Source organism: Nitrospiria bacterium (assembly GCA_035498035.1).
GTDB lineage: Bacteria > Nitrospirota > Nitrospiria > JACQBZ01 > JACQBZ01 > JACQBZ01.
In genome coordinates this window covers 1-20,987 of sequence record DATKAN010000007.1, presented here as the reverse complement: position 1 = coordinate 20,987, position 20,987 = coordinate 1, and the positions used below count along the sequence as shown (strand labels likewise).

Below are 20,987 nucleotides of genomic sequence, written 5' to 3'. Positions count from 1 at the left end.
GCCATCATCTATGGAGGCCCGTCCGGCAAGGCATGAGGTTGTCCTCCGATGCCCCCGCCCCTCGCGCTCGGCCGGGCCAAGCCCGATCCCCGCAATCATAGGCGAAGCCCAATGGAGCCTCCCCCTCTTGCTCGCTGGGTAGATACCCATGGACCTGCACAGGATGTACTTGACGGAGGCTCTATCCAGGACTTGGCCCCTCCTGTTCCCATCCAAAACCTGGACCCATCGTTGAATTTGTGTTTGTCGATCAGGTCAAAATATTCGTTAAGGCCGGGGATGGCGGCGACGGTTGCGTCGGCTTCCGACGGGAGAAATACGTCCCTCGGGGGGGTCCCAACGGCGGCGATGGCGGAGACGGAGGGGATATTGTTCTCCGCGCCACCGGTCAGCTTCGAACCCTTCTGGATCTGCGATATCAGCAGCACTACCTGGTTCCGCATGCCGAGCACGGCCAGGGCAAAAATCGTCACGGTCGCAACAGTCCGCCCTTCATCATTCCGGTGCCGTGCGGGACGGTTGTCCGGGATGCCGAGTCCATGGAAGAGCAGGCCGACCTGACCGAAGAAGGCCAGGAACGGATCGTGGCCCGCGGCGGTCGGGGCGGGCGGGGCAATGCGGCCTTCGCAACCTCGACGAATCGTGCGCCCCGCCGTGCGGAAAAGGGGAGGCCCGGTGAAGAGCGCTGGTTGTTGCTGGAACTCAAACTTCTGGCGGATGTGGGACTAGTCGGTTTTCCCAATGCCGGAAAGTCAACGCTGATCTCGCGGATTTCATCGGCCCGACCCAAGATCGCCGATTATCCGTTCACGACCCTGACCCCTCAACTCGGCGTGGTGTCCGAGGAGGACCGCGGGAGTTTCGTCGTGGCGGATATCCCCGGCTTGATCGAAGGGGCTCACACCGGAAAGGGATTGGGCCACCGGTTCCTTCGGCATATCGAGCGCAACGTCTTTCTGCTCTACCTGATCGACATCGGGGAGTCGGCCGAGAAGGAGCCCGTGGAAAGTTTCGAGATTCTCCGACGGGAATTGAAGGCGTACAATCCGGATTTGCTGGAAAAGCCGTTTGCGGTCGCGGCGACCAAGCTGGACATTCGGGGAGACGGAAACCGGCTCAAGCACCTTGTCGCGTTTTGTCGGCGGAAAAAATATCCCTGCTGGCCCGTGTCGGCCGTGACCGGCCAGGGAATTCCCGATCTCATCCGATTTTTGGGTGACCGGGTCCGGGCCTTGCGAATGCGGGTTTCCGGCCCCACGTCCCCATCGGAGAAGGCCTAATGGACCCAAATCGGACCCATAACCTCCGGACTGTCAGACGGCTCGTCGTGAAGGTCGGAAGCAGCCTGATCGCCTCGAGGGATCACGGCCTGGACCACCATCGGCTGGAGACCTTGGCCCACGAGATGGCCGATCTCAAGCGCCAGGGGTATGAGGTTGTGATCGTCTCATCCGGCGCGATTCTTTCCGGACTGGAGAAACTGGGAATAACGCAGCGGCCCAAAAACCTGCCGGTCAAACAAGCGGCCGCGGCGGTCGGCCAGAGCCGCTTGATCTGGGCGTACGAAAAGGCCTTTGAGGCCCGAGGGTTGAAAGTGGCCCAGGTTCTTTTAACCCAGGAAGACCTCGCCGACCGGAAACGTTTTCTAAATTCGCGCAACACACTCACGACCCTGTTGGAATACGACGTCATCCCCGTCATCAATGAGAATGACACGGTGGCGGTGGAAGAGATACAGTTCGGGGACAACGACAACTTGGCCGGACTGGTGACCCATCTGATCGACGCGCAGCTCCTGGTGATCCTCTCCGATGTCGAGGGGTTGTTTACCGATGATCCCCGCCGCGATCCCGATGCGCAGCTCATCCCGATCGTCCATCAGGTCGATGCGGAAACGGTGCGACGGGCCCAGGATACATCGACGCAGGAAGGAACCGGCGGCATGCGCTCCAAGGTTCAGACGGCGCGCGACGTGGCGACCTATGGGGTGGCGACCGTGATCGCAAGCGGCCGGCGGCCCGGTGTGCTGACCGAAATCCTGAAAGGAAATCCGATCGGAACCTTGTTTCTTCCACATCAGGGCCGGCGCACCAGTCGGAAGCACTGGATCGCCTTTACGAGCCGGACCAAGGGACGGTTATCGCTCGATGCCGGTGCGGTGGAAGCCCTGGCCGTCAAGGGAAAGAGCCTTCTCCCTTCCGGGATTGTCCGCGTGGAGGGCCGTTTTAAGGCCGGAGATACCGTGAGCTGCGTTGATCCGCAAGGGCGGGAAGTGGCCAAGGGGTTGGTCAATTATGCATCCGATGATGTCGAAAAGATCCGAGGGGCTAAAACGGCGGAGATTTCCAAGATCTTGGGACGCAACGATTACGATGAAGTGATCCATCGGGACAACCTGGTGGTATTGTAGGGGGAATACATGGATATCCGTGCCTATGTGACCGAGAAGGCGACGAGGGCCCGGGCCGCGGCCCGAAGATTGGCCACGGTTTCTTCGACCCTCAAGAACGCCGCGCTTCTAAAAATGGCCGACGCGCTGGCGGCCCAAACACCCGCGCTTCTAAGCGCCAACGCCAAAGACCTGGCCGAGGCGGAACGCCGCGGGCTCTCCAAGACCATGATTGATCGGCTGACCATGAACGCGAAACGGATCGGCGAGATGGCCGCCGGTCTTCGGGATGTGGCGGCGCTTCCGGATCCGGTCGGGGAAACGGTTAAAATGGTCCGGCGCCCGAACGGGATGCAAGTGGGTCGCGTCCGCGTTCCGATCGGGGTGATCGGGATCGTGTATGAGTCGCGGCCCAATGTCACGGCCGATGCCGCGAGCCTCTGCCTCAAGGCCGGCAACGCCGTGGTGCTTCGCGGCGGTTCCGAAGCGGTTCATTCCAATGCGGCGATCGTTCAAATCCTCTCCGAGACCGGAACCGAGGTCGGGCTTCCCGAAGGGAGCATCGGATTTCTCGATCATCCGGACCGACAGGCCGTGATGGAGATGCTGAAACTGGATGCGCTGATCGATCTTATCATTCCCCGCGGCGGGGAGGCTCTCATGAAGACCGTGACGGAGCATTCCCGGATTCCCGTCATCAAGCATGACAAAGGGCTTTGCCATACGTATGTGGACGAGGGCGCGGACCTTTCGATGGCGCGGGCGATCTGCTTCAACGCCAAGGTCCAGCGGCCGGGTACCTGCAACGCGATGGAGACCCTGCTGGTGCACGAAAGCGTCGCGTCGGCCTTCCTGCCCGGGATGGTCCGATCGTTTCAGGAAGCCGGGGTTGAGGTCCGCGGCTGCACCAGGACCCGCGCGATCGTTTCCGGGATTAAGGAGGCGAGCGAAGAGGACTGGACGACCGAATATCTGGATCTGATTCTATCGGTGAGGGTCGTCGAAAACATCGATGAAGCGATGGAGCACATCGCCCGGTACGGATCCCAGCATTCCGAAGCCATTGTCACGCGGGATTACGGGCGGGCCCGACGGTTCCTGAACGAGGTGGACGCCTGCGCCGTCTTCGTCAACGCCTCAACGCGGCTGAACGATGGATACCAGTTCGGACTGGGCGCCGAAATCGGGATCTCGACCAGCCGGATCCATGCCCGAGGCCCGATGGGCCTGGAAGAGCTCACCACCACAAAGTATATCGTGCTGGGTGAAGGGCAGTTGAGGGAGTGAGAGGGGCCTTGCGCGTCGGCATCTTCGGCGGAACCTTTAATCCCATTCATCGGGGGCATCTGGCGATCGCGGAGGAAGTTCGAAAAGCCGTCGGGTTGGACCGCATCCTTCTGATTCCGGCCGGCCGCCCGCCGCACAAGACCGGCCAGATGATTCCGTCGGCCAAACACCGCCTGGAAATGGTCCGCCTTGCGGTCCGGGGGCATCCCGATCTGGGGGTATCCGATCTGGAAGTAAGACGCCGAGGCAAATCCTACACGATCGATACCGTCAAAACTTTGGAGCGGAATTATCCCCAAGGGACCGAATTTTTCTTGATCCTGGGACTGGACGCGTTTTTGGACTTTTCCACATGGCGCTCGCCGGACGAACTCAAGGCGCGATGCCATCTGGTGGTGGTCTCGCGCCCCGGTTTTCTTTTCGCCGATTTGATTCGTTCAAACGATCTGCGCCGACCCGACCAAAAACCTCTGCGAGCATTGGATCGTGGGCGGCGAGACCGGTATGACCTTCCCCTGACTCCCGCCACCCGTCTGATCCTGATCCGCGTGAAGGCTCACGACGTCTCGGCCACCCAGATTCGGGATCATCTTTCCGGTGGAAAACGGCTTAAAAACCTCTTGCCACCCCTCGTCGAATCCTATATAATCAAAAATCATTTGTACGGAGGCGCTATCCACTCGTCCTGAAGAAAAATCTTCAGGGTTCATCGGAGCATCGACAGTCGATTCTCGAGAAAAAAGTTTGCGGGCTGCCCAGGCCGCTCTGGAAAAAAAGGCGTCCGATCTGATCGTGTTCAAGGTCGGGGGATTGACGACGGTCGCGGACTATTTCGTGATTTGCTCGGCCGATTCCCAACGACAGGTCCGGGCGATCCGGGATCATATTGACGACACGCTGTCTCAACGGGGTTGCCATCTTTTCAGCACGGAGGGCGAAGCGACCGGCCGCTGGGTCTTGATGGACTACAGCGATATTGTCGTTCATATATTCAAGGAGGAGATCCGGTCCTTTTATGCCCTTGAGCGACTGTGGGGCGACGCCCCCCGGTTGGATTTGAAGAGGGAGCTTCAAGCGGGATTCGAACGGCACGTCGGCAAGGTGAAGGCGGCTAGAGGAGGAGGAAGGCTGCGCGCGAATAAAGGCTGATGTATGCGTCTGATTGTTTTAAGTCTGGGTTTTGTCCTTTTAACCGCCTGCGTGGGCTGGCTGGCTTATTTTAATCCCGGTCATACGACCCTCCGTCTCTCACCTGAATTATTCCTGGATGTTCCAACCGTGGCCTTGGTCCTTTTGTCCATGGCCTTCGGGGGCCTGTTTGCGATCCTCTCCGCCGGTTTTGCCGAGATCAAACACCTGTTCCGCGGCTGGCGACAGGCGAGAATCAAGCAACGGGACGACCGAATCCACGAACTGCTGCGCTCGGCGATCAATGCCAAGGTCTCGAAGCGATTTGAAGACGCGATCGGCCTGTTTCAAAAAATCCTCTTGTTAAATCCGAATCACGTCCCGGCCCTCCTGCGGTTGGGGAATCTGTACCGCGCTCAGGGCAACCTGACCGAGGCGATCCGACTTCACCGCAAGGCCCGGAGCCTGGAGGAAAACAACATGGAGATCCTCCTGGCCCTGGCGAAGGATCTCGAGGAATCCAAGCGGTTGGATGAGGCGGTGCAGATGCTTCAGGAGATGCGGCGGCAAACCGGGAACGCCCTGACCGTGCTCATCCATCTCCGGGATCTTTTCGTCAAGCTGGCCCGGTGGGAGGAAGCCCATGACGTTCAGGAGAAGATCCTTCAAGGATCGTTGCGTCCGGGGGAATTGAAGGGCGAGCAGGCGTGGTTTGAAGGGATCAAGTATGAGGTCGGCCGCCAGTTGCTTGGGAAGGGCGAGCGGGACCGCGCCAGGCGATATTTCCGGGGGGCGATCAAGCTGAACCGCGGTTTCATCCCCGGCTACATGGGCCTGGGGGAGATTCTGGTGGACGAGGGCAAGTTGAAGGAGGCCGGCGAGCTTTGGGAAAAGGCCTACGAGATGACCTCCAGCATCCTTCTGCTTCATCGGTTGGAGGATCTTTATCTGGAGTTGGACCAACCGGCCCGCGTCCTCGATCTATACCAGGAGGCCGTCAACCGGGACCCCGAAAACCGAATCCTCCGGTTTTATCTCGGGAAACTTTACTACCGCCTTGAAATGGTGGATGAGGCCTTTGATATCCTGGTCGCCCTGGATCCCGGCCATGACAAAATTCCCGACCTCCACAAGCTCCTGGGAAATCTTTATCTTCGGAAGGGAAACGTGGAAGCGGCCGTGGACGAGTTTAAAAAAGCCCTCGGTCTCAAAAAACGCGTGCTGGTTCCCTACTACTGCCCGCTCTGTGATTATCACACGCCCCAATGGTCCGGCCGTTGTCCGCGCTGCGGTCACTGGAACAGTTTTGAGGCCTCACCCATCATGGGCGAGTGGTCCCCTTCCCGAATTGTACCCAAGGCGGAGCCCGTGTAGCGCGCGGGTGACCGTGCGATCGCAATCTCGAATCGAATTTTCGCAAGAAAAGGAGGACGAATGATATTTCAAATCCTAGCGGACAAAGCCTTGCGCGGCGAGTGTTTGACCCGGGAAGAAGCCCGAACCGTTCTGAAGGCGTCCGATGACCGGGTGCCCGATCTCATCCAGGCCGCCTGGAGAGTTCGGTTTGCGAATTCCGGCCGCCGGGTCAAACTCCATATGCTGATTAACGCCAAAAGCGGCCTCTGCGAGGAGGACTGCCACTACTGCTCCCAGTCCCGCCCCTCGACGGCCGACGTTGAGTCCTACCCCCTGCTATCGGAGAAAGATATTTTGGGCGGCGCCCGGCGTGCGGTAGCGGCCAAGGCGCTCCGGTACTGCATCGTGATCAGCGGCCGCGGACCGCGCCCGAAAGAGATGGTCCAAATCGCGTCGGCCGTCCGGACGATCAAGCGGGAAACGCCGCTGTCGCTCTGCTGTTCGTTGGGGCTGTTGACCCGGGAGGATGCCAAAACCCTCAAGGCGGCCGGCGTGGATCGCGTCAATCACAATCTCAACACCAGCGAGCGGTTTTACAGTGAAATCTGCAGCACGCATACCTACGGGGATCGAATCCAGACGCTCAGGAATGCGCGCGAGGCGGGACTCGAGCTCTGCTCGGGCGGGATCGTGGGAATGGGCGAATCCGACGAGGATCTGATCGAGATGGCGTTTGCCCTCCGCGAGCTCGAGCCCGATTCGATTCCGATCAATTTCCTTCATCCCGTCGAGGGCACCCCGCTCGGCGCGCGGACGCCCCCGTCGCCGACCCGCGGACTGAAGGTGCTCTGTCTCTTCCGCTTTCTTCATCCGACGACCGAGATCCGGATCGCGGGCGGACGCGAACACAACCTGCGGTCGCTTCAGGCCCAGGCGCTCTACGTCGGCGATTCGATCTTCGTCGGCGGTTACCTCACAACTCCGGGTCAAAGACCGGAGGAGGCCTGGCGGATGATCGAGGACCTGGGTTTTGAGGTGGAAGAAGCCGGAATCCGGGTTCAGCCCTAAGGCGTTGGAAATAATCGATGAAGGCGCATTATCTGGGACATGTAGTCTTTTACGTAAAAAATCTTGAACGGTCGCTCGCGTTTTACCGCGACCTGTTGGGATTCAAAGAAGTCGGACGGATTTTTGACGGGAAGGCGGCGGCGCTGACTTCTGGACGCACGCATCATGAGTTTCTTTTCATCGAAGTCGGAGATGCGCCCCGCCCGCCGGCCGGACACCGGATCGGCCTTTATCATATCGGGATCAAGATCGGGGATTCCCTGAATGAGCTTCGCGCCGCGCTGAAGGAGCTGCAGAAGGCCGGGGTGACGATCACCGGGGCGAGTGATCACACCGTGAGCCAGAGTCTTTATCTCCTCGATCCGGACGGAAACGAAGTCGAATTGTACGTCGACGCCGATCCGTCGATCTGGAAAAAAGATCCCGCCGCCGTCCTCGCCCCCATTAAACCGTTGAGACTTTGAAATTGGATGGTTTGGGGCTCGTTCGAGACCGGGCCCAATCGCTGAGACAGGCGGGAGGAAGTTTGAGCCAGACCGGGGCGGCATCCGTTATGGAAGCAGCACGGTCGATCCGGTCGTTTTCCGGGCTTCGAGATCGGCGTGAGCCCGGCCCGCCTCCCGAAGGGAATAGGTTTGGCCGATCTCGATCTTCACAGCGCCGCGTTGAACCACATCGAACAGCGCCGAGGCGCACGACAATAACTCCTCTCGCCTGGCGGTGTAATGCATCAGCGTGGGCCGGGTGAGAAACAGGGACCCCTTGGCTGACAGGACCGTGATGTCCAGCGCAGGGACCATCCCCGAGGATTGTCCGAAGCTGACCAGCATGCCCCGCGGTCTCAAACAGTCCAGGGAGCGCATGAAGGTGTCTTTTCCGACCGAGTCGTAGACGACAGGGACCCCTTCGCCTCGGGTGATCTCGCGCACGCGTACGACGAAGTCTTCTTCACCCGTCACGATCACATGATCGCATCCGCGGGAGGATGCCATGGCCGCCTTCTTCCGAGTTCCGACCGTGCCGATCACGGTCGCACCGAGCTGTTTGGCCCACTGACAGGCGATCGTCCCTACGCCCCCGGCGGCCGCATGGAAGAGGATGGCGTCACCCGGTTTGACGGAGAACGCCCTACGGAGGAGGTACTCGGCCGTCATGCCCTTCAGCATCATCGCCGCGGCCTGCGGGTCGGAAACGCCGTCCGGCAGCTTCACCAGCCGGTGCGCGGGAAGGACCCGCGCTTCACAATAGGCACCCGTCGGCCCCCCGGCATAGGCCACCCGATCGCCCACCGCCACCTCGGTCACCCCCGGTCCGACCGCCTCCACGAGCCCGGCGGCTTCCGACCCGATCCCCGCGGGCAAGGAAGGGAGCGGATAGAGACCCCGTCGGTGGTAAACATCGATGAAATTAACACCGACGGCGGTCTGCCGCACGAGCGTTTCGCCGGGGCCAGGAGAGGAAACCGGAATCTCCTTCCACTGTAGGACATCCGGACCGCCGTAGCGGTCGATCAAGATCGCGTGCGCCATCGTGGTTTCTCCTCGATGCGTCCTGGTCTTCCGTTCAGGTCGTGACGAAGGTTCCCATTCTGAGTTCGTAAAGGGTTTGCTTGATCTCATCTTGGGTGTTCATCACGAAGGGGCCATACCGCGCGATCGGCTCGTGCAACGGTTTTCCCGAAACCAACAAAAAGCGAACCGGGGCCTCTCCCGTCGTCACTCGCAGTTCATCGCCGTCGCCCAGCACAACCAGTTTCGGGTTCGAGATCATTGTTCCCGCTTCTTTCTCATCGCCGGCGAATTGGGCCTCGCCTTCGAAAACGTAAACAAATGCGGTATGGCCCCGTTTGATCGGCTGGACGAACGAGGCGCGAGGGGGAACACACACATCCAGGTAGATGGGATTGGCGGCGATTTCGGTCACGGGACCCCGAGCCCCCTCCACGGCCCCGGTGATCACCCGGATCCTCGCCCCGTCGTCGCGCTTGATTTCAGGAATCTCATGGGCCCGGATATCCTGGTAGCGCGGCGGGGTCATCTTGAGCTTCGCCGGCAGATTGACCCAGAGCTGGAATCCGGCGATCCCTTCCGGACGCGCCTGCGGCATCTCCTCGTGCATGATGCCGCGTCCGGCGGTCATCCACTGAACGTCACCGGCGCCGATGCTCCCGGCGTTTCCGAGGGTATCCTTGTGACGGACCTCGCCCTTCAGGATGTAGGTCACCGTTTCGATCCCTCGGTGGGGATGCAGCGGGAACCCGGCCTCGTAATCACGCGGATTGGTGGACGCAAAGTGGTCCAGCAACAGGAATGGATCGAGATAGTCCAGCCTTCGTGTCGCAATGCTTCGTTTAAGCCGGACCCCCGCGCCTTCCACGACCGCTTCCGGCTCAATAATCGTCTCTATTTTGCGAGGCAATGATTTCATGGCGACCTCCTTTCAGATTTGCAGCGGACCTTGCCGTTGCGTCATGATTCCGGCGCGGATTTGGATTCTTCCGGAATGATGTCGAGGGAGATCATTTCGGTCCGACGGAGAATCGTCAAGGGTGCCGTGGCGCCGACCTGTTTTTCGGTCAGGACCTTGTGCAGATCATCGATCCCGGCAATCGGCTGCCCATCGTATCCGATGATCAGGTCGCCCTCGATCAGACCGGCCCGGCGGGCGGGGCTTGCCGGCTCGATCGAGACCACGAGCACGCCGTTTTCGACCGGGAGGTTGTGAAACCGCACGAGACGCCGGTGCAACGGGACGTTCTGGCCGGCCACGCCGATGTAGCCCCGGCGGACCCGGCCGTCCCTGATCAGACGGGCCGCGATAAACTTCGCCGTGTCGATTCCGATCGCGAAGCAGATCCCTTGGGCGCCCATGATCACGGCCGTGTTCACCCCGATCACCTCGCCGCGCGAGTTCACGAGCGGACCGCCCGAGTTCCCCGGGTTCAGCGCGGCGTCCGTTTGGATCACGTCGTCGATCAGCCGTCCGGATCGGGACCGCAGCGATCGGCCGAGCGCGCTGACGACGCCGGCCGTGACGGTGGTCTGAAAGCCGTACGGATTGCCGATCGCGATCGCCAATTGGCCCGGCCGAATTGTTTTGGAATCGCCGAGACGGGTGGGCACCAGATTGGGGGCCGAGATCCGGATGACGGCCAGATCCGTTCCGGGATCGTCGCCCACAACGTCGGCCACAAATCGCCGGCCGTCCGAAAGCATTACTTCGATTTCGGCCGCGCGATGCACCACGTGGCTGTTCGTCAGGATCAGGCCGTCCTGTGTAAAGAGGAAACCGGAACCGGTGCCCCGGGCCTCTCGGGGACGGCGGGGATCGATCAGTTGTCCGGCCTTGGGCGTTTGATGCACCTCGATATTGACCACCGATGGACTGACCGATTCGGCCGCACCGACGACCGCCCGCGAGTAGGCGTCCATCAGGGGGTCAGCCAAAACGGGAGACGGCTCCTGAGGAAGCCTTTCGGCGGTCTCAAGGCCGCCGTTCGATTTATGTTGGGAGATCCATTCGAGTACGGATGTCATGGGGTCCCTCCTTCCGTCGCTTCCCGATCGCGTTTATTTTTGAAAAACCAGTTTCAAATATTGCTTAAATCGGCGGAGATTTTTCCCGACGATTCTCATATCCCGGTGCGCCTTGCCCAGGATGAGCGAGCCCTCCAGCACGGCGATGAAATGCTCGGCAAGGCCCTGGGTGTCCAGGGCCGCTTTGGGCCGATGTTTTATCTTGGCCTCGTCCAGGGCCCGTTTAAACATCGCGGCCCACTCGTCGAAGCGCTCGGCGCACAACGATCGGATCGCCGGATGCGTATCCGAGAGCTCCTGGGCGAAGTGTCCCAACAAACAGCCGTTCCGGCCGGACCGGCCTTGATAGAGCCGGGCGGAGGAGTCCAGGTAGCCATACACCCGCTCCAGGGGATCGCGTTTGTTCATCGGGATAGCGTTCCATCCGGTCCGCTGGCCGGAGGAGGCGTAGCGATCCAGGAGCGCCTTTCCCAGGTCCTCCTTGCTTTCAAAATAATGAAAGAAGCTCCCTTTCGTCAACCGGGACGCCGTGCAGATCTCGTCGATCGTGGTCGCGGGGTAGCCTTTGGCCAGCATCAGCCTCTGGGCCGCGTGGAGAAGTTTTTCCCGGGCGCGGGATTGCATCTGGGGCGTCCGCATTTAAATACCTACCGGTTGGTATGTTTATGCCACTCTATCAGATCGCTACGCGCCTTGTCAAGGGGAGCGGCCGGAGGCGCAACGGATTTCAGCGATCGACTGGAACCGGACCGGCGGTCAAATAAAAATCTTCCCGGTCCTGTTCCAGCCGGCTTAAGAGGGGTCCGGAGGCGTCCGCCTTCCAGCGGAGTCGTTTGGGGCGGGCGGCCTTCGCCACCACCGTCCGTTTGGCCCCGGCCTTTTCATAGTCTGCCGGGGTCATCACAATCAACGCGGAAGGGTGGGCCGCCTGAAAACGTTCGAGATCTTGCGGGCCCGTCAAGGACACGACCGGCGGGCCGACTTCATAGACCCATTCATTGACCTCCATACGGTAGACGCCCAACGACGTTCCAGGCGGACGTTCGTAATTGATCCGTCCCGCCAGAGCGGCGGCCGGCGATGGTCCGCTCAATCCGGGAACGAGGCTGAAGTAGGCCAGCAGTCCCACGGCCGCCACGCCGGCAATTCCGAAGGTCTGTCCGTGGGTTGATTGGCGGGCCGCGGCGACGAGCCCGGCGGCCGCGTTGATCCCCAGCAACACGGGCCAGATAAATGCGGCGCCCGAAACGTGATCCGTCCATTCCCCCCCGGACGTCAGCAGTGCCGCGAGCAAACCGCCGCCCAGAAGGCCGAGCCCGGCGGTGGTCCAAGCGACAAGTCGAAGGGCCTTTGGTTCAAACGTCCCGGAAGGTCCCGTGGCCCGGGCCAGGAACCATCCGGCCAGAAGCGCGAAGGCCGGCGTTAGGGGCAGAAGGTAACGGATGGCTTTCAGACTGACGAGCGAGAAGAAGACGAGGATGAAGATCAACCAGGGAACCGGAAGCTGTTTTTCCGCGGTCAGATCGCGCCGGTGTCTCCAGAAGATACCCAACCCGGCCGCCACAAGGGGACTCCAGGGCAAAAAATCCCAGAAGAAATGCCGAAGGTAAAAGTGCCAGGCATATCGCGCCTCGCCCACGGCTGCTTTCTGCTGGATACTCCATATATAGTCCAGATAAGCCTGACCGTGCTTCATAACGATCAGGACGAACCAGGGAAGGAAGATGGCCAGAAAAATCCCGATTCCGGACCCGGGTGCGAGCGCCCGGAGGGAGGGCCGCTCCTTCCAGGCCAGGAAGAATCCCGCGATCACGAGGCCCAGGAGCAGGATGGCCAGGGGGCCTTTCGTCAGGGTGGCCAGGGCCGCGGCGGCGTAAAAAAGGTAAAGCCAACTCCGCCGGGGCGGGGAGGACGCGACCCCGCGTTGAAAGGCGAACAAGGCCAGGGTGAGGAAGAAAGTGAGGGTGAGGTCCGGGATGGCCGTCCGCGCGAAGAGGACGAACAGCGGCGTCGTAATCAGGACGAGGACGGCCCATCGGGCCGCGGGGATACCATAGAGAGATTTCCCCAATCCGTAGGTCAGCCCGATGACGCCCAAAGCCATAACGGCCGAGACGAGCCTCCCGGCCCCGAGGCCCGTCCCCAGGACTTTGAAGGCGAGCATCACCATCCAGTAAAACAGGATCGGTTTATCGAAGCGGTTCGTCTCGTTGAAAATCGGGGTGATCCAGTCCCCGTGATCCAGCATCTCGCGCGCCGATTCCAGGTAGAAATATTCCATAAACATGGGGGGTCGCTCGACCCCGGGCGGGAAAAAAAGGAGAAAGGCGGAGAGGACCGCGATTCCGATCGGCCAGGGAGACATTAGGTCAGGTGGCGTTATTCCGGGCGATCAGCACGAGGTTCCGGATATACACAACCGAGCCCGTGGCCTGTCCCAGAATAAAGATGGGGTCCTTGATGTGCACGGCATAGGCGAGGAGCAGGAAGCTTCCTCCCAGGCTTAGATACCAGAAGGCCGGGGGGATGACGCTCATGCCGCGATGTTCCGAGACCATCCACTGGATGAGGAATCGACTGAAAAAAAGTGCCTGGGCCACCAACCCTAAGGCGATCCAGAAGTCCCACCGCATTGTCTGACCTCCTCGATCTCGTACGAAAGCCAGCGGTGCTTCATCCACCGGACGGCCAATAGATCGACGAACGACCGGATGGCCCGATTGCGGATGTTGTATTTCGACTTTCCGTACCGCCGGGGGAAATGCTGCACCGGCACCTCCACCACCTTGAATCCATCCAGCTTCAGAAGGGTCGGAAGGAACCGGTGCATCCCATTGTAGAGTTTTAACGATTTCAGGCTTTCCCGTTTGAAGACCCGAAGCGAGCAGCCCACATCAAGGATCTGCTCCTGACTCAACCAGTTTCGGATGGCGTTTGCGATCACGGAGGAGGCGCGTCGGACCAGCGTGTCCGCCCGTTGCTCCCGCCAGCCGCAGACCACATCGGCCGATTCAAGACAGGGAATCATTTTCAGGATGTCGGCCGGATCGTACTGGAGATCGCCGTCCATGGTGATCACGACCTTCCCCCGGGCGAGGCGGAAGCCGGCATCAAAAGCCGCCGTCTGTCCGCGGCGACTGCGGAATTTGATCAAAACCAGCTGCGGGTAGGTTTCGGAGAGACGGACCATCCGTTGATAGCTCCCATCGGTGCTCCCGTCGTCGACGAGAATAATTTCAAAAGGCTCCCGCAGCTTTTCCATGACAGGCGGGAGGCTGGGAACCAGCAAAGGAAGGTTCGCCTCTTCGTTATAAATCGGAATCACAAGAGAGTATACCGGAGGCTCTGCGGCGTTAAAGGATTTATTTTCCATCGTTATCGCGAACGGTGTTAAATCGATCTTTGATGAGGGATACAACCCGGGCCGTTCCGGCCCGGCGTCATTCCCACCGCGTTGGGGACCTACCGGTTGGTAGAATACCAGCCATGGAAATCTCTTGTCAAGCCTTGTGTCGGGTTCGAAGATGGAACCAAATTGACCAATGGTGATGGGAGGCTTGCGACGCCGCCCTTATACGAAGTCTTAAACGGCGCGAAGCGAATGGAGGATGTTCTGGCGGGCGGCGCGCACCGCGGGGAGGAAGCCGCCCAGGATTCCCATGATGAGCGCAAAGGCGATCGACTCCATCACAATGGGCGGGGAGAGGGCAAAGCGGAAGGCCAGTTCGGAGAAGGTGGAGAAGTTGGTGGTGGAAACGGTCATGTTCTGCAGGAGCGAGGCGAGGACGAGACCCACGCTTCCTCCCAGGAGAGAGAGAAAAAGCGATTCGATCAGAAAGGCGAGCAGGATGCTGCGCCGGGGAAATCCCAGCGCGCGGAGTGTTCCGATCTCGGTCGTGCGGTTCGCCACCGCGGCGTACATCGTGATCATCGCCCCGATTATCGCCCCGAGGCTGAAGATCACCGTGACGAAGAGGCCCAGGACCCGGATGAAGGCCGCCATCATCGCCGACTGGTCGGCATAAAACGCCTTTTCCCGTTTCACCTCCAGATTGAACCGCTGATCCCCCTCCAGCCGCTGTTTCAGCGAGGAAAAAGACGATGGGCCGGAAAGCCGTACGGTCACGGAGGAGAAGACCGGACGTCGAAAAGCCTGAAGCAACTGTTGCGAGTCCAGCCAGATCTCGGACTCGAAGCCGGATCCCTCCGCCTCGAAGAGGCCGACGACCGTCCAGTCCCGCATGGCGAACCGGATCGTCCGGCCCAGGCCGATTCCCTCGAAGCGCCGCTCGGCCGCCGCGCCGACGATGACTTCCGACAGTCCCGGACGGAAGAGACGACCGGCCGCAAGTTTAACTTGCGGCCGCATCGCCAACGATTCGGGGGCGATGCCCCGGGTCTGAACATGGGCCTCCTGCCCCGTTCCGCGCTTCGGCATGCTGATCAGGACAACCGCCTCGGCGGCGGCGAGCGGCTTTCCTTCGGGGTCCGCCGCGATCTCGGGTTGGGTTCGAATGACGTTCACCGCCGCGCGGTCGACGAGGCTCATCATCTCGGACTGGGATCCTTTTCGAATCACGATCGCGTTGTCGTCGGACCCGGTCGCCACCAGCGTCTTTTCGAGGCCGTAGGCCAGCATCAGGACGGCCGCGAAGACGAAAATCACCAGCGCAATCCCTCCGGCCGTCAGAACGGTGGTCAGCCGCCGGGTCCAGAGGTTTCGAAGGCTGTAGCTGAGGGGAATGGTGATCATAATGATCGTCTTTCCTTTTACCCGATTCGCCGAAGCCCGGTCACGATCCTCAACGTCGCCGCCCGCCAGGCCGGAAAGATCGCGGCGGCTAGGCCGACGCCGAGGGCCATGAGTAGACTGACCGTTCGGGTGGCCGCACTGACCCCGAGGACCGGAAACATCGCCCCCACCGTTCTCATCATCACGGCGCCGAACCCATCGACCGTCGGACCGATCAGGGCAATTCCGGCGGCACCCCCGATCAGCGCGATCAGGAGGGACTCTCCCGCGATCAACAGAACAAGGTGACGCGCCCTGAAGCCGAGCGTCTTGAGCAGCGCGTATTCCGAAAGACGTTCGCGGGCCGTCATCGCCATCGTGTTGGACAGCACCGCGAGGATCACTCCGACGATCACGATCGAAACGATCCGCAGGGCGATCAGGATCGTGTCGCTCATCGAGATGAAGCCCTGCACGAAAGCCTGTTCCGTCTCGGTGCGGGTCTCGGCCAGCGAGTTTTTAAAGCGGCGATCGATCGCCTCGCTGATGGAGGCCGCCCGATCGGGGTCGGCGATCTTCACCGCATACCACCCGACATTTCCCGCGCTCCAGGGCTGCAGTCGCCGCACCTGTTCGTCAAGGTACCGCCAATGGAAAAAAAAGGAGGTTTCATCCGTCGTTTTTTTCGCCCCGGTATAGATTCCCCGGATCACGAAGTCCCAGTCCCCCGGGAAGATCATGCTCCGCATCCGGACGACATCCCCGACCTTCCAGCCGAACCGCCGCACCAGTTGAACCCCCACAATGGCGGCGTTCCGCTCCCTCAGGAAAGCGGCCATCTCAGCCTCCGAGACCCGGTTTTCAGGCACGACCGAGAACCAGGTGGCCGCGTCTACCGCCAATTGGGGAAACTGGGAGTGCTTCTCGTCGATATAGATCCCCCCGAACCATTGGGCGTACGTAACCTCGGAGACCCCCGGGACGGCAAGGATCGCCTCCCGGTAGGCGATCGGGAGGGGAAAGATCAGCGATACGGAATTCCGGATGATCAAGCGGTTCGGGGAGGAGGCCTCGATGCCGGAATACCATATCGCGATGACGGTCCGGATCATGCCGAAGGCCAGGATCGCGATCGCGATCCCGACGATGGTCAGGAGCGACCGAAGCTTGTGGCGCATCAGGTTTCTAAGGATGAGGTTTAATAGGTTCACGTTCCTAGACCAATATTCCCTTGTCCAGATGGCGAACGGTCCGGGCCCCCTCGGCCGCCCGAGGATCGTGCGTGACCATCACGATCGTTTTTGAGAAGCCGGTGTTCAGCCGCCCGAGAAGATCCAGGACTTCAGCGGCCGAGGCCTTGTCCAGGTCGCCCGTCGGTTCATCGGCCACCAGCAGCGTGGGGTCGGTCACGATCGCGCGGGCGATGCCGACCCGCTGTTCCTGCCCGCCGGAGAGCTGCCGGGGATAGTGACGCATCCGGTCCGAAAGCCCGACCACGTTCAGAGCGAGCTCGGCATGCTCCCGTCGCTCCCGCTTTGAGAGCGGGGTCAGAAGCAGGGGCAGCTCCACATTCTCGACGGCCGTAAGCACCGGGATCAGATTATAGAGCTGGAAGATGAACCCGATATGGCGGGACCGCCACCGGGCCAGGTCGGACTCGCCCAACGAGCCGATTTCTATCCCGCCGATCCGGATGGATCCGCGGTCGGGGCGGTCGATGCCGGCGATCAGGTTCAGAAGCGTGGTCTTGCCGGAGCCGGAGGGGCCCATGAGCGCGAGAAATTCCCCCGCACCCACCGTCAGCGAGATATTCTCAAGGACGGGAATCGCGAGACTATCGCGACGGTAGGATTTTGAGATTCCCTTGATCTCGATGAGGGGTTCGGCCACGGAGGCATCCTTAGGGGGTTTTGATCCGTATTCGGTCCCCGTTGCGCAGCCCTTCGGGCGGATTCGTCACGACGCGCTCGCCGGGCCGGAGGCCGCTTTTGATCTCGATCCGGCTTCCGATCGGTCCCCCAGGCTCGACCGTTTTTTCTTCGGCCCGCTCGCCCCGGACGACAAAAACAATCCTTCGTTCGCCGCGCGTAATAACGGCCGCCGTCGGAATCGCGATAAGAGGTTTTTGATCCGCGCGGCCGGACGGCTCGGAAAGAAAGGCGACCCGCGAGCTCATCTCGGGCAGCACGCGATCGTCCCGATTCACGAACCGTATCTTGGCCAGGACGGTGGCCTTGGCCCGGTCGACTGTGGGCACGATCGCCTCGACCACCCCCTCGTACGTTGTGTCCGGGTAGGCGTCCAGCGTGATTTCGCACCGTTGACCCGTGCGGACTTTCTCGAGGTTCGATTCCGAGACGTCCGCCTCGATCTGGATGGAGTCCATATCGGCCATCGTGACGACGGCCGCCTTGGCCGATGCGGCCGAGCCGAACGGGGCGACCACCTCGCCCACGTCGGCGTTCTTGGTCAGGACCGTTCCGTCGAAGGGCGCACGGATAATCGTGTTTTCCAGATCCACCTCGGCCGACCGCACAGCCGCCTCGGCCGCCTTGATGCCGGCCTCGGCCGAGCCGACGGAGGCTTCGGCGCGGTGATAACGGCCCTCGGCCACTTCCAGATCGGCCTGGGAGATCATCCCGTCTGTGATCAGCTTCTTTTTCCGTTCGTAAGCCAGGGTCGCTTCGTTCAATTCGGCCTTGGCCTCGTCCAGCGCGGCCTCGGCCACCGTTCCGTTCGCCCGGGCCCGGGCGAGCGCCGCGGCCATGTCGGCGCTCTCCAGCCGGCCGATCACCTCGCCTTTTTTAACACGGTCGCCCTCCCGCACATTCAATTCCACCAGACGACCTGTTCCTTTGGATGCGACGGCCGCGCGCCGCTGGGCGACGGCATAACCCGTGGCGTTCAGTATAGGGGTCGGAAGGCCCGGATCCATGGCCGCAACAGTCGTTACCTCGACTGTCGCGGGCGTGACGGCAAGAAAACGGTATAGGATGACTGATGCGATGACCAGAACGGCCGTGATCGCAATCCATACGGTCTTCCCCCCCTTCCTCCGGGGACCCGGCCGTTCTCCGAAATCCTTCCGGTCGATCTTTAGCTGGGAGAGATCCATGATTTGGGTTTCCATCGATTATCACTTCAGAATTAAACAAAACGGAATCCCTATCATAAGGCATTGAACGGCCTTGTGGCAAATCGTCGGAAAGGTGTAGTAATATGGTCTAAGGCAGGGCCTTGCGTCGCCCCCATACGTTATGGGTTTGAGTTCGCCGGTTTCCCTATTTTCGATTTACCATTTTCGATTCTCCAAAATTCCCCGCCGAGGGAAGTAAATAGGGAGAATTCCCCTGGCGGGGAATTTTCAGCCTCCCCCTCTCGCTCGCTTGGCTCGCTGGGTATCGCCGATCTACATTATTTCGCGGGTAGGACGGTATGCAACTGGTTCATTTAGTCGATCGGGTTACCCGGGTTCAATCCGCCACAAAGAAAAATGAGAAGATCGCGCTTCTGGCCGACTTCCTCAAGCAGACGCGGGGCCGAGAAACAGAATTGGCGGCCCTGTATCTCTGCGGCCGTCTTACGCAGGGAAAAATCGGCGTCGGTTGGAGCACGATCGAATCCGCAACGGTTGGGGCGCCCCAGGCGGAATCTTCGTTGACGTTGGCGGAGGTCGATCAGGTCATGAGTCAGATCGCCTCCGATCAGGGCCCCGGGTCGAGTGACCGTAGGATTGCGAGGCTGCGGTCGCTCTTCCAGCGGGCCCGTATCGACGAACGGCGCTTCCTTTCGCATCTTTTAATGGGCGAACTGAGACAGGGGGCGCTGGAAGGCCTTCTCCTGGAAGCGATCGCCAAAGCCTCCGGTCTTCCCTCTTCGGAAGTTCGGCGGGCGATGATGTTCACCGGCAATATAGGAACGATTGCCCGCGCCGCTTTGGAAGAGGGTTCACCCGCCCTGTCCCGCACGGGATTCCGGATCTTTACCCCGGTAGCCCCGATGCTGGCCGATACCGCGGAGGATGTCGGCGAGGCCTTGGAGCGGCTGGGCGACGCCGCCTTCGAATTCAAGCTGGACGGCGCACGAATCCAGGTTCACAAGGAAGGGGATGAAGTCCGGATTTTCACCCGGCGGCTTCAGGATGTTACAGAGCGTCTGCCCGAGCTGGTCGAATGGGCTCGGACCCTGCTCGTACGCGAGATCGTTCTGGATGGGGAGGCGATCGCGCTCCGGCCCGATGGGCGGCCTCACCCTTTTCAGGTCACGATGCGGCGGTTCGGACGGATCAAAAATATCGAGGCGATGCGGCGGGAGATTCCACTGGCCGCTTTTTACTTCGACTGTCTCTATCGTGAAGGCGACGGCGCGTTGTTTACCCTCCCCTATCGTCGGCGCTTTAAGATCCTGACCGAAACGATCCCAAGCGAGAGAGTCATCCAGAGTTTAATGACGAAAGACCGCGCGGAGGCTGAGCGATTTTTAAGGCGCGCGTTGGAAGTCGGGCATGAAGGGACGATGGCCAAGGCCCTGGACGCGCCCTATACCGCCGGTCAGCGGGGGCTTAATTGGTTGAAGCTCAAGCCGGCCAAGACCCTGGATCTGGTGATCCTCGCGGCGGAGTGGGGGAGCGGCCGCCGCAAGGGTTGGCTTTCGAATTTGCATCTCGGAGCCAGGGACCCCGAAAGCGGTCAATTTGTCATGCTGGGAAAGACCTTCAAGGGACTCACGGACGAGATGCTGAAGTGGCAAACCGAAAAGCTTCTGTCGTTGGAGGCAAGTCGGGATGACTGGGCGGTCTATGTTCGCCCGGAGCTGGTGGTCGAGGTCGCCTTCAACGAAATCCAGGAATCGTCCCGCTATCCGGCCGGCCTGGCGCTCCGGTTTGCCCGGGTAAAACGTTTTCGGCCGGACAAATCGGGCGCCGAGGCCGACACGATCCAGACCGTCGCCGAGATTTTTAGGAGGAAACGGGAGTAACCTTCCCCGGGATTGATTGCGATCGGCCTGTGGCCTATGCTGCTTCGGCGGCTGCGTTTTGACCCGACCATGGCTTGGCCGCTAAATTCTGCGAAGATGAAGCGCCCAAAATTGGCCTCGATGACCCGGCCGCGACCTTTGCCGAGTCGGGTCCCCAGACCGCAGCCAAGGTCGCTGCTCAGGCCACAGTCCAATCCTTGCTTGGAAATTTGAACAACGACAAGAAGCCCCTTTTCACCATTCGAGTTGCAGGACCGCTATCACTCTGGGTTATAATCGTCCCATGTCTCCCCCATCGTTTCATCCGCTTATCTCCAAATGGTTTGCGCAGCGGTTTGCGGTTCCGACCGAGGCGCAGCGTCTAGGCTGGCCTTCGATCGTGGAAGGCCGCGACACGCTGATCGCCGCTCCCACCGGCTCGGGTAAAACGCTGGCCGCCTTTCTGGCAAGCCTCGACCGGCTGATCCGGGTCGGAATCTCGGGAGGTCTCACCGACCGGACCCATGTTGTCTAT

21 protein-coding genes are annotated in these 20,987 nt (G+C 60.8%); 10 read left to right on the top strand and 11 right to left on the bottom strand.

Going from position 1 to position 20,987, the window contains the following annotated elements; genetic code table 11:
- Positions 1–239 precede the first annotated feature (239 nt).
- Genes obgE through VMN77_00730 form a run of 8 tightly spaced genes read left to right on the top strand, consistent with a single transcriptional unit; the run spans position 240 to position 7,692 of the window.
- A complete protein-coding gene (obgE, locus tag VMN77_00765; protein HTN42309.1) occupies positions 240–1,280 on the top strand; it encodes a GTPase ObgE in 1,041 nt (346 codons plus the stop codon).
- Complete coding sequence (gene proB / locus VMN77_00760; GenBank protein HTN42308.1) at positions 1,280–2,410, top strand: glutamate 5-kinase; 1,131 nt, start codon at positions 1,280–1,282, stop codon at positions 2,408–2,410. Before obgE ends, proB begins: the two co-directional genes overlap by 1 nt.
- 9 nt (positions 2,411–2,419) lie before the next feature.
- Complete coding sequence (locus VMN77_00755; protein ID HTN42307.1) at positions 2,420–3,676, top strand: glutamate-5-semialdehyde dehydrogenase; 1,257 nt, start codon at positions 2,420–2,422, stop codon at positions 3,674–3,676.
- Between the two features lie 8 nt (positions 3,677–3,684).
- Entirely contained in the window at positions 3,685–4,365 is a 681-nt protein-coding gene (nadD, locus tag VMN77_00750; GenBank protein HTN42306.1) for a nicotinate-nucleotide adenylyltransferase, read from the top strand.
- A gap of 55 nt (positions 4,366–4,420) precedes the next feature.
- On the top strand, positions 4,421–4,825 hold the full coding sequence (gene rsfS, locus VMN77_00745) for a ribosome silencing factor (protein ID HTN42305.1): 405 nt from the start codon (positions 4,421–4,423) through the stop codon (positions 4,823–4,825).
- A 3-nt stretch (positions 4,826–4,828) separates the two neighbouring features.
- Positions 4,829–6,178, top strand: a complete 1,350-nt coding sequence (locus tag VMN77_00740) for a tetratricopeptide repeat protein (GenBank protein ID HTN42304.1) — start codon at positions 4,829–4,831, stop codon at positions 6,176–6,178.
- A 60-nt stretch (positions 6,179–6,238) separates the two neighbouring features.
- Positions 6,239–7,228: a biotin synthase BioB gene (bioB, locus tag VMN77_00735; protein ID HTN42303.1), complete on the top strand. Its 990-nt coding sequence runs from the start codon at positions 6,239–6,241 to the stop codon at positions 7,226–7,228.
- A gap of 17 nt (positions 7,229–7,245) precedes the next feature.
- Positions 7,246–7,692: a VOC family protein gene (locus tag VMN77_00730; protein HTN42302.1), complete on the top strand. Its 447-nt coding sequence runs from the start codon at positions 7,246–7,248 to the stop codon at positions 7,690–7,692.
- Positions 7,693–7,779: 87 nt separating this feature from the next.
- Here VMN77_00730 and VMN77_00725 read toward each other — a convergent pair whose 3' ends face one another.
- The 11 genes from VMN77_00725 to VMN77_00675 all read right to left on the bottom strand — a co-directional run bounded on the left by VMN77_00725 (position 7,780) and on the right by VMN77_00675 (position 18,626).
- Positions 7,780–8,757 carry a quinone oxidoreductase gene (locus tag VMN77_00725; protein ID HTN42301.1) on the bottom strand — a complete coding sequence of 326 codons (978 nt, stop codon included), beginning with the start codon at positions 8,755–8,757 and terminating at the stop codon, positions 7,780–7,782.
- 34 nt (positions 8,758–8,791) lie between these two features.
- Positions 8,792–9,655, bottom strand: a complete 864-nt coding sequence (locus tag VMN77_00720; GenBank protein HTN42300.1) for a pirin family protein — start codon at positions 9,653–9,655, stop codon at positions 8,792–8,794.
- A gap of 41 nt (positions 9,656–9,696) precedes the next feature.
- On the bottom strand, positions 9,697–10,764 hold the full coding sequence (locus VMN77_00715) for a trypsin-like peptidase domain-containing protein (GenBank protein ID HTN42299.1): 1,068 nt from the start codon (positions 10,762–10,764) through the stop codon (positions 9,697–9,699).
- A gap of 33 nt (positions 10,765–10,797) precedes the next feature.
- Positions 10,798–11,403 carry a TetR/AcrR family transcriptional regulator gene (locus tag VMN77_00710; protein HTN42298.1) on the bottom strand — a complete coding sequence of 202 codons (606 nt, stop codon included), beginning with the start codon at positions 11,401–11,403 and terminating at the stop codon, positions 10,798–10,800.
- An 88-nt stretch (positions 11,404–11,491) separates the two neighbouring features.
- Positions 11,492–13,051, bottom strand: coding sequence for a glycosyltransferase family 39 protein (locus VMN77_00705; GenBank protein ID HTN42297.1), 1,560 nt, complete (start codon positions 13,049–13,051; stop codon positions 11,492–11,494).
- 82 nt (positions 13,052–13,133) lie between these two features.
- The gene (locus VMN77_00700) at positions 13,134–13,397 is read right to left on the bottom strand and encodes a lipid-A-disaccharide synthase N-terminal domain-containing protein (protein HTN42296.1); all 264 of its coding nucleotides are present in this window, start codon (positions 13,395–13,397) and stop codon (positions 13,134–13,136) included.
- On the bottom strand, positions 13,370–14,137 hold the full coding sequence (locus VMN77_00695; protein ID HTN42295.1) for a glycosyltransferase family 2 protein: 768 nt from the start codon (positions 14,135–14,137) through the stop codon (positions 13,370–13,372). The genes VMN77_00700 and VMN77_00695 overlap by 28 nt, the downstream gene beginning before the upstream one ends.
- Positions 14,138–14,347: 210 nt before the next feature.
- Positions 14,348–15,514 (bottom strand): ABC transporter permease, encoded by a 1,167-nt coding sequence (locus tag VMN77_00690; GenBank protein ID HTN42294.1) that lies wholly within the window; start codon positions 15,512–15,514, stop codon positions 14,348–14,350.
- Positions 15,515–15,534: 20 nt separating this feature from the next.
- Positions 15,535–16,674 carry an FtsX-like permease family protein gene (locus VMN77_00685; protein ID HTN42293.1) on the bottom strand — a complete coding sequence of 380 codons (1,140 nt, stop codon included), beginning with the start codon at positions 16,672–16,674 and terminating at the stop codon, positions 15,535–15,537.
- 37 nt (positions 16,675–16,711) lie between these two features.
- Entirely contained in the window at positions 16,712–17,386 is a 675-nt protein-coding gene (locus tag VMN77_00680; protein HTN42292.1) for an ABC transporter ATP-binding protein, read from the bottom strand.
- A gap of 10 nt (positions 17,387–17,396) precedes the next feature.
- A complete protein-coding gene (locus tag VMN77_00675; protein HTN42291.1) occupies positions 17,397–18,626 on the bottom strand; it encodes an efflux RND transporter periplasmic adaptor subunit in 1,230 nt (409 codons plus the stop codon).
- 305 nt (positions 18,627–18,931) lie between these two features.
- Between VMN77_00675 and VMN77_00670 the strand changes: the two genes are divergently transcribed.
- Both VMN77_00670 and VMN77_00665 read left to right on the top strand, forming a co-directional pair.
- Positions 18,932–20,473, top strand: a complete 1,542-nt coding sequence (locus tag VMN77_00670; GenBank protein ID HTN42290.1) for an ATP-dependent DNA ligase — start codon at positions 18,932–18,934, stop codon at positions 20,471–20,473.
- A 283-nt stretch (positions 20,474–20,756) separates the two neighbouring features.
- Positions 20,757–20,987: DEAD/DEAH box helicase (locus VMN77_00665; GenBank protein ID HTN42289.1), on the top strand; the 231-nt coding region annotated here is incomplete at its 3' end.

Coding starts and splice junctions, on each gene's coding strand:
- bioB (HTN42303.1), top strand. CDS start 6,239: ATGATATTTCAAATCCTAGCGGACAAAGCCTTGCGCGGCGAGTGTTTG.
- VMN77_00700 (HTN42296.1), bottom strand. CDS start 13,397: ATGCGGTGGGACTTCTGGATCGCCTTAGGGTTGGTGGCCCAGGCACTT.
- VMN77_00705 (HTN42297.1), bottom strand. CDS start 13,051: ATGTTTATGGAATATTTCTACCTGGAATCGGCGCGCGAGATGCTGGAT.
- VMN77_00720 (HTN42300.1), bottom strand. CDS start 9,655: ATGAAATCATTGCCTCGCAAAATAGAGACGATTATTGAGCCGGAAGCG.
- VMN77_00755 (HTN42307.1), top strand. CDS start 2,420: ATGGATATCCGTGCCTATGTGACCGAGAAGGCGACGAGGGCCCGGGCC.
- VMN77_00670 (HTN42290.1), top strand. CDS start 18,932: ATGCAACTGGTTCATTTAGTCGATCGGGTTACCCGGGTTCAATCCGCC.
- VMN77_00675 (HTN42291.1), bottom strand. CDS start 18,626: ATGGAAACCCAAATCATGGATCTCTCCCAGCTAAAGATCGACCGGAAG.
- VMN77_00725 (HTN42301.1), bottom strand. CDS start 8,757: ATGGCGCACGCGATCTTGATCGACCGCTACGGCGGTCCGGATGTCCTA.
- VMN77_00740 (HTN42304.1), top strand. CDS start 4,829: ATGCGTCTGATTGTTTTAAGTCTGGGTTTTGTCCTTTTAACCGCCTGC.
- VMN77_00730 (HTN42302.1), top strand. CDS start 7,246: ATGAAGGCGCATTATCTGGGACATGTAGTCTTTTACGTAAAAAATCTT.
- VMN77_00710 (HTN42298.1), bottom strand. CDS start 11,403: ATGCGGACGCCCCAGATGCAATCCCGCGCCCGGGAAAAACTTCTCCAC.
- VMN77_00685 (HTN42293.1), bottom strand. CDS start 16,674: ATGCGCCACAAGCTTCGGTCGCTCCTGACCATCGTCGGGATCGCGATC.
- proB (HTN42308.1), top strand. CDS start 1,280: ATGGACCCAAATCGGACCCATAACCTCCGGACTGTCAGACGGCTCGTC.
- VMN77_00695 (HTN42295.1), bottom strand. CDS start 14,137: ATGGAAAATAAATCCTTTAACGCCGCAGAGCCTCCGGTATACTCTCTT.
- VMN77_00715 (HTN42299.1), bottom strand. CDS start 10,764: ATGACATCCGTACTCGAATGGATCTCCCAACATAAATCGAACGGCGGC.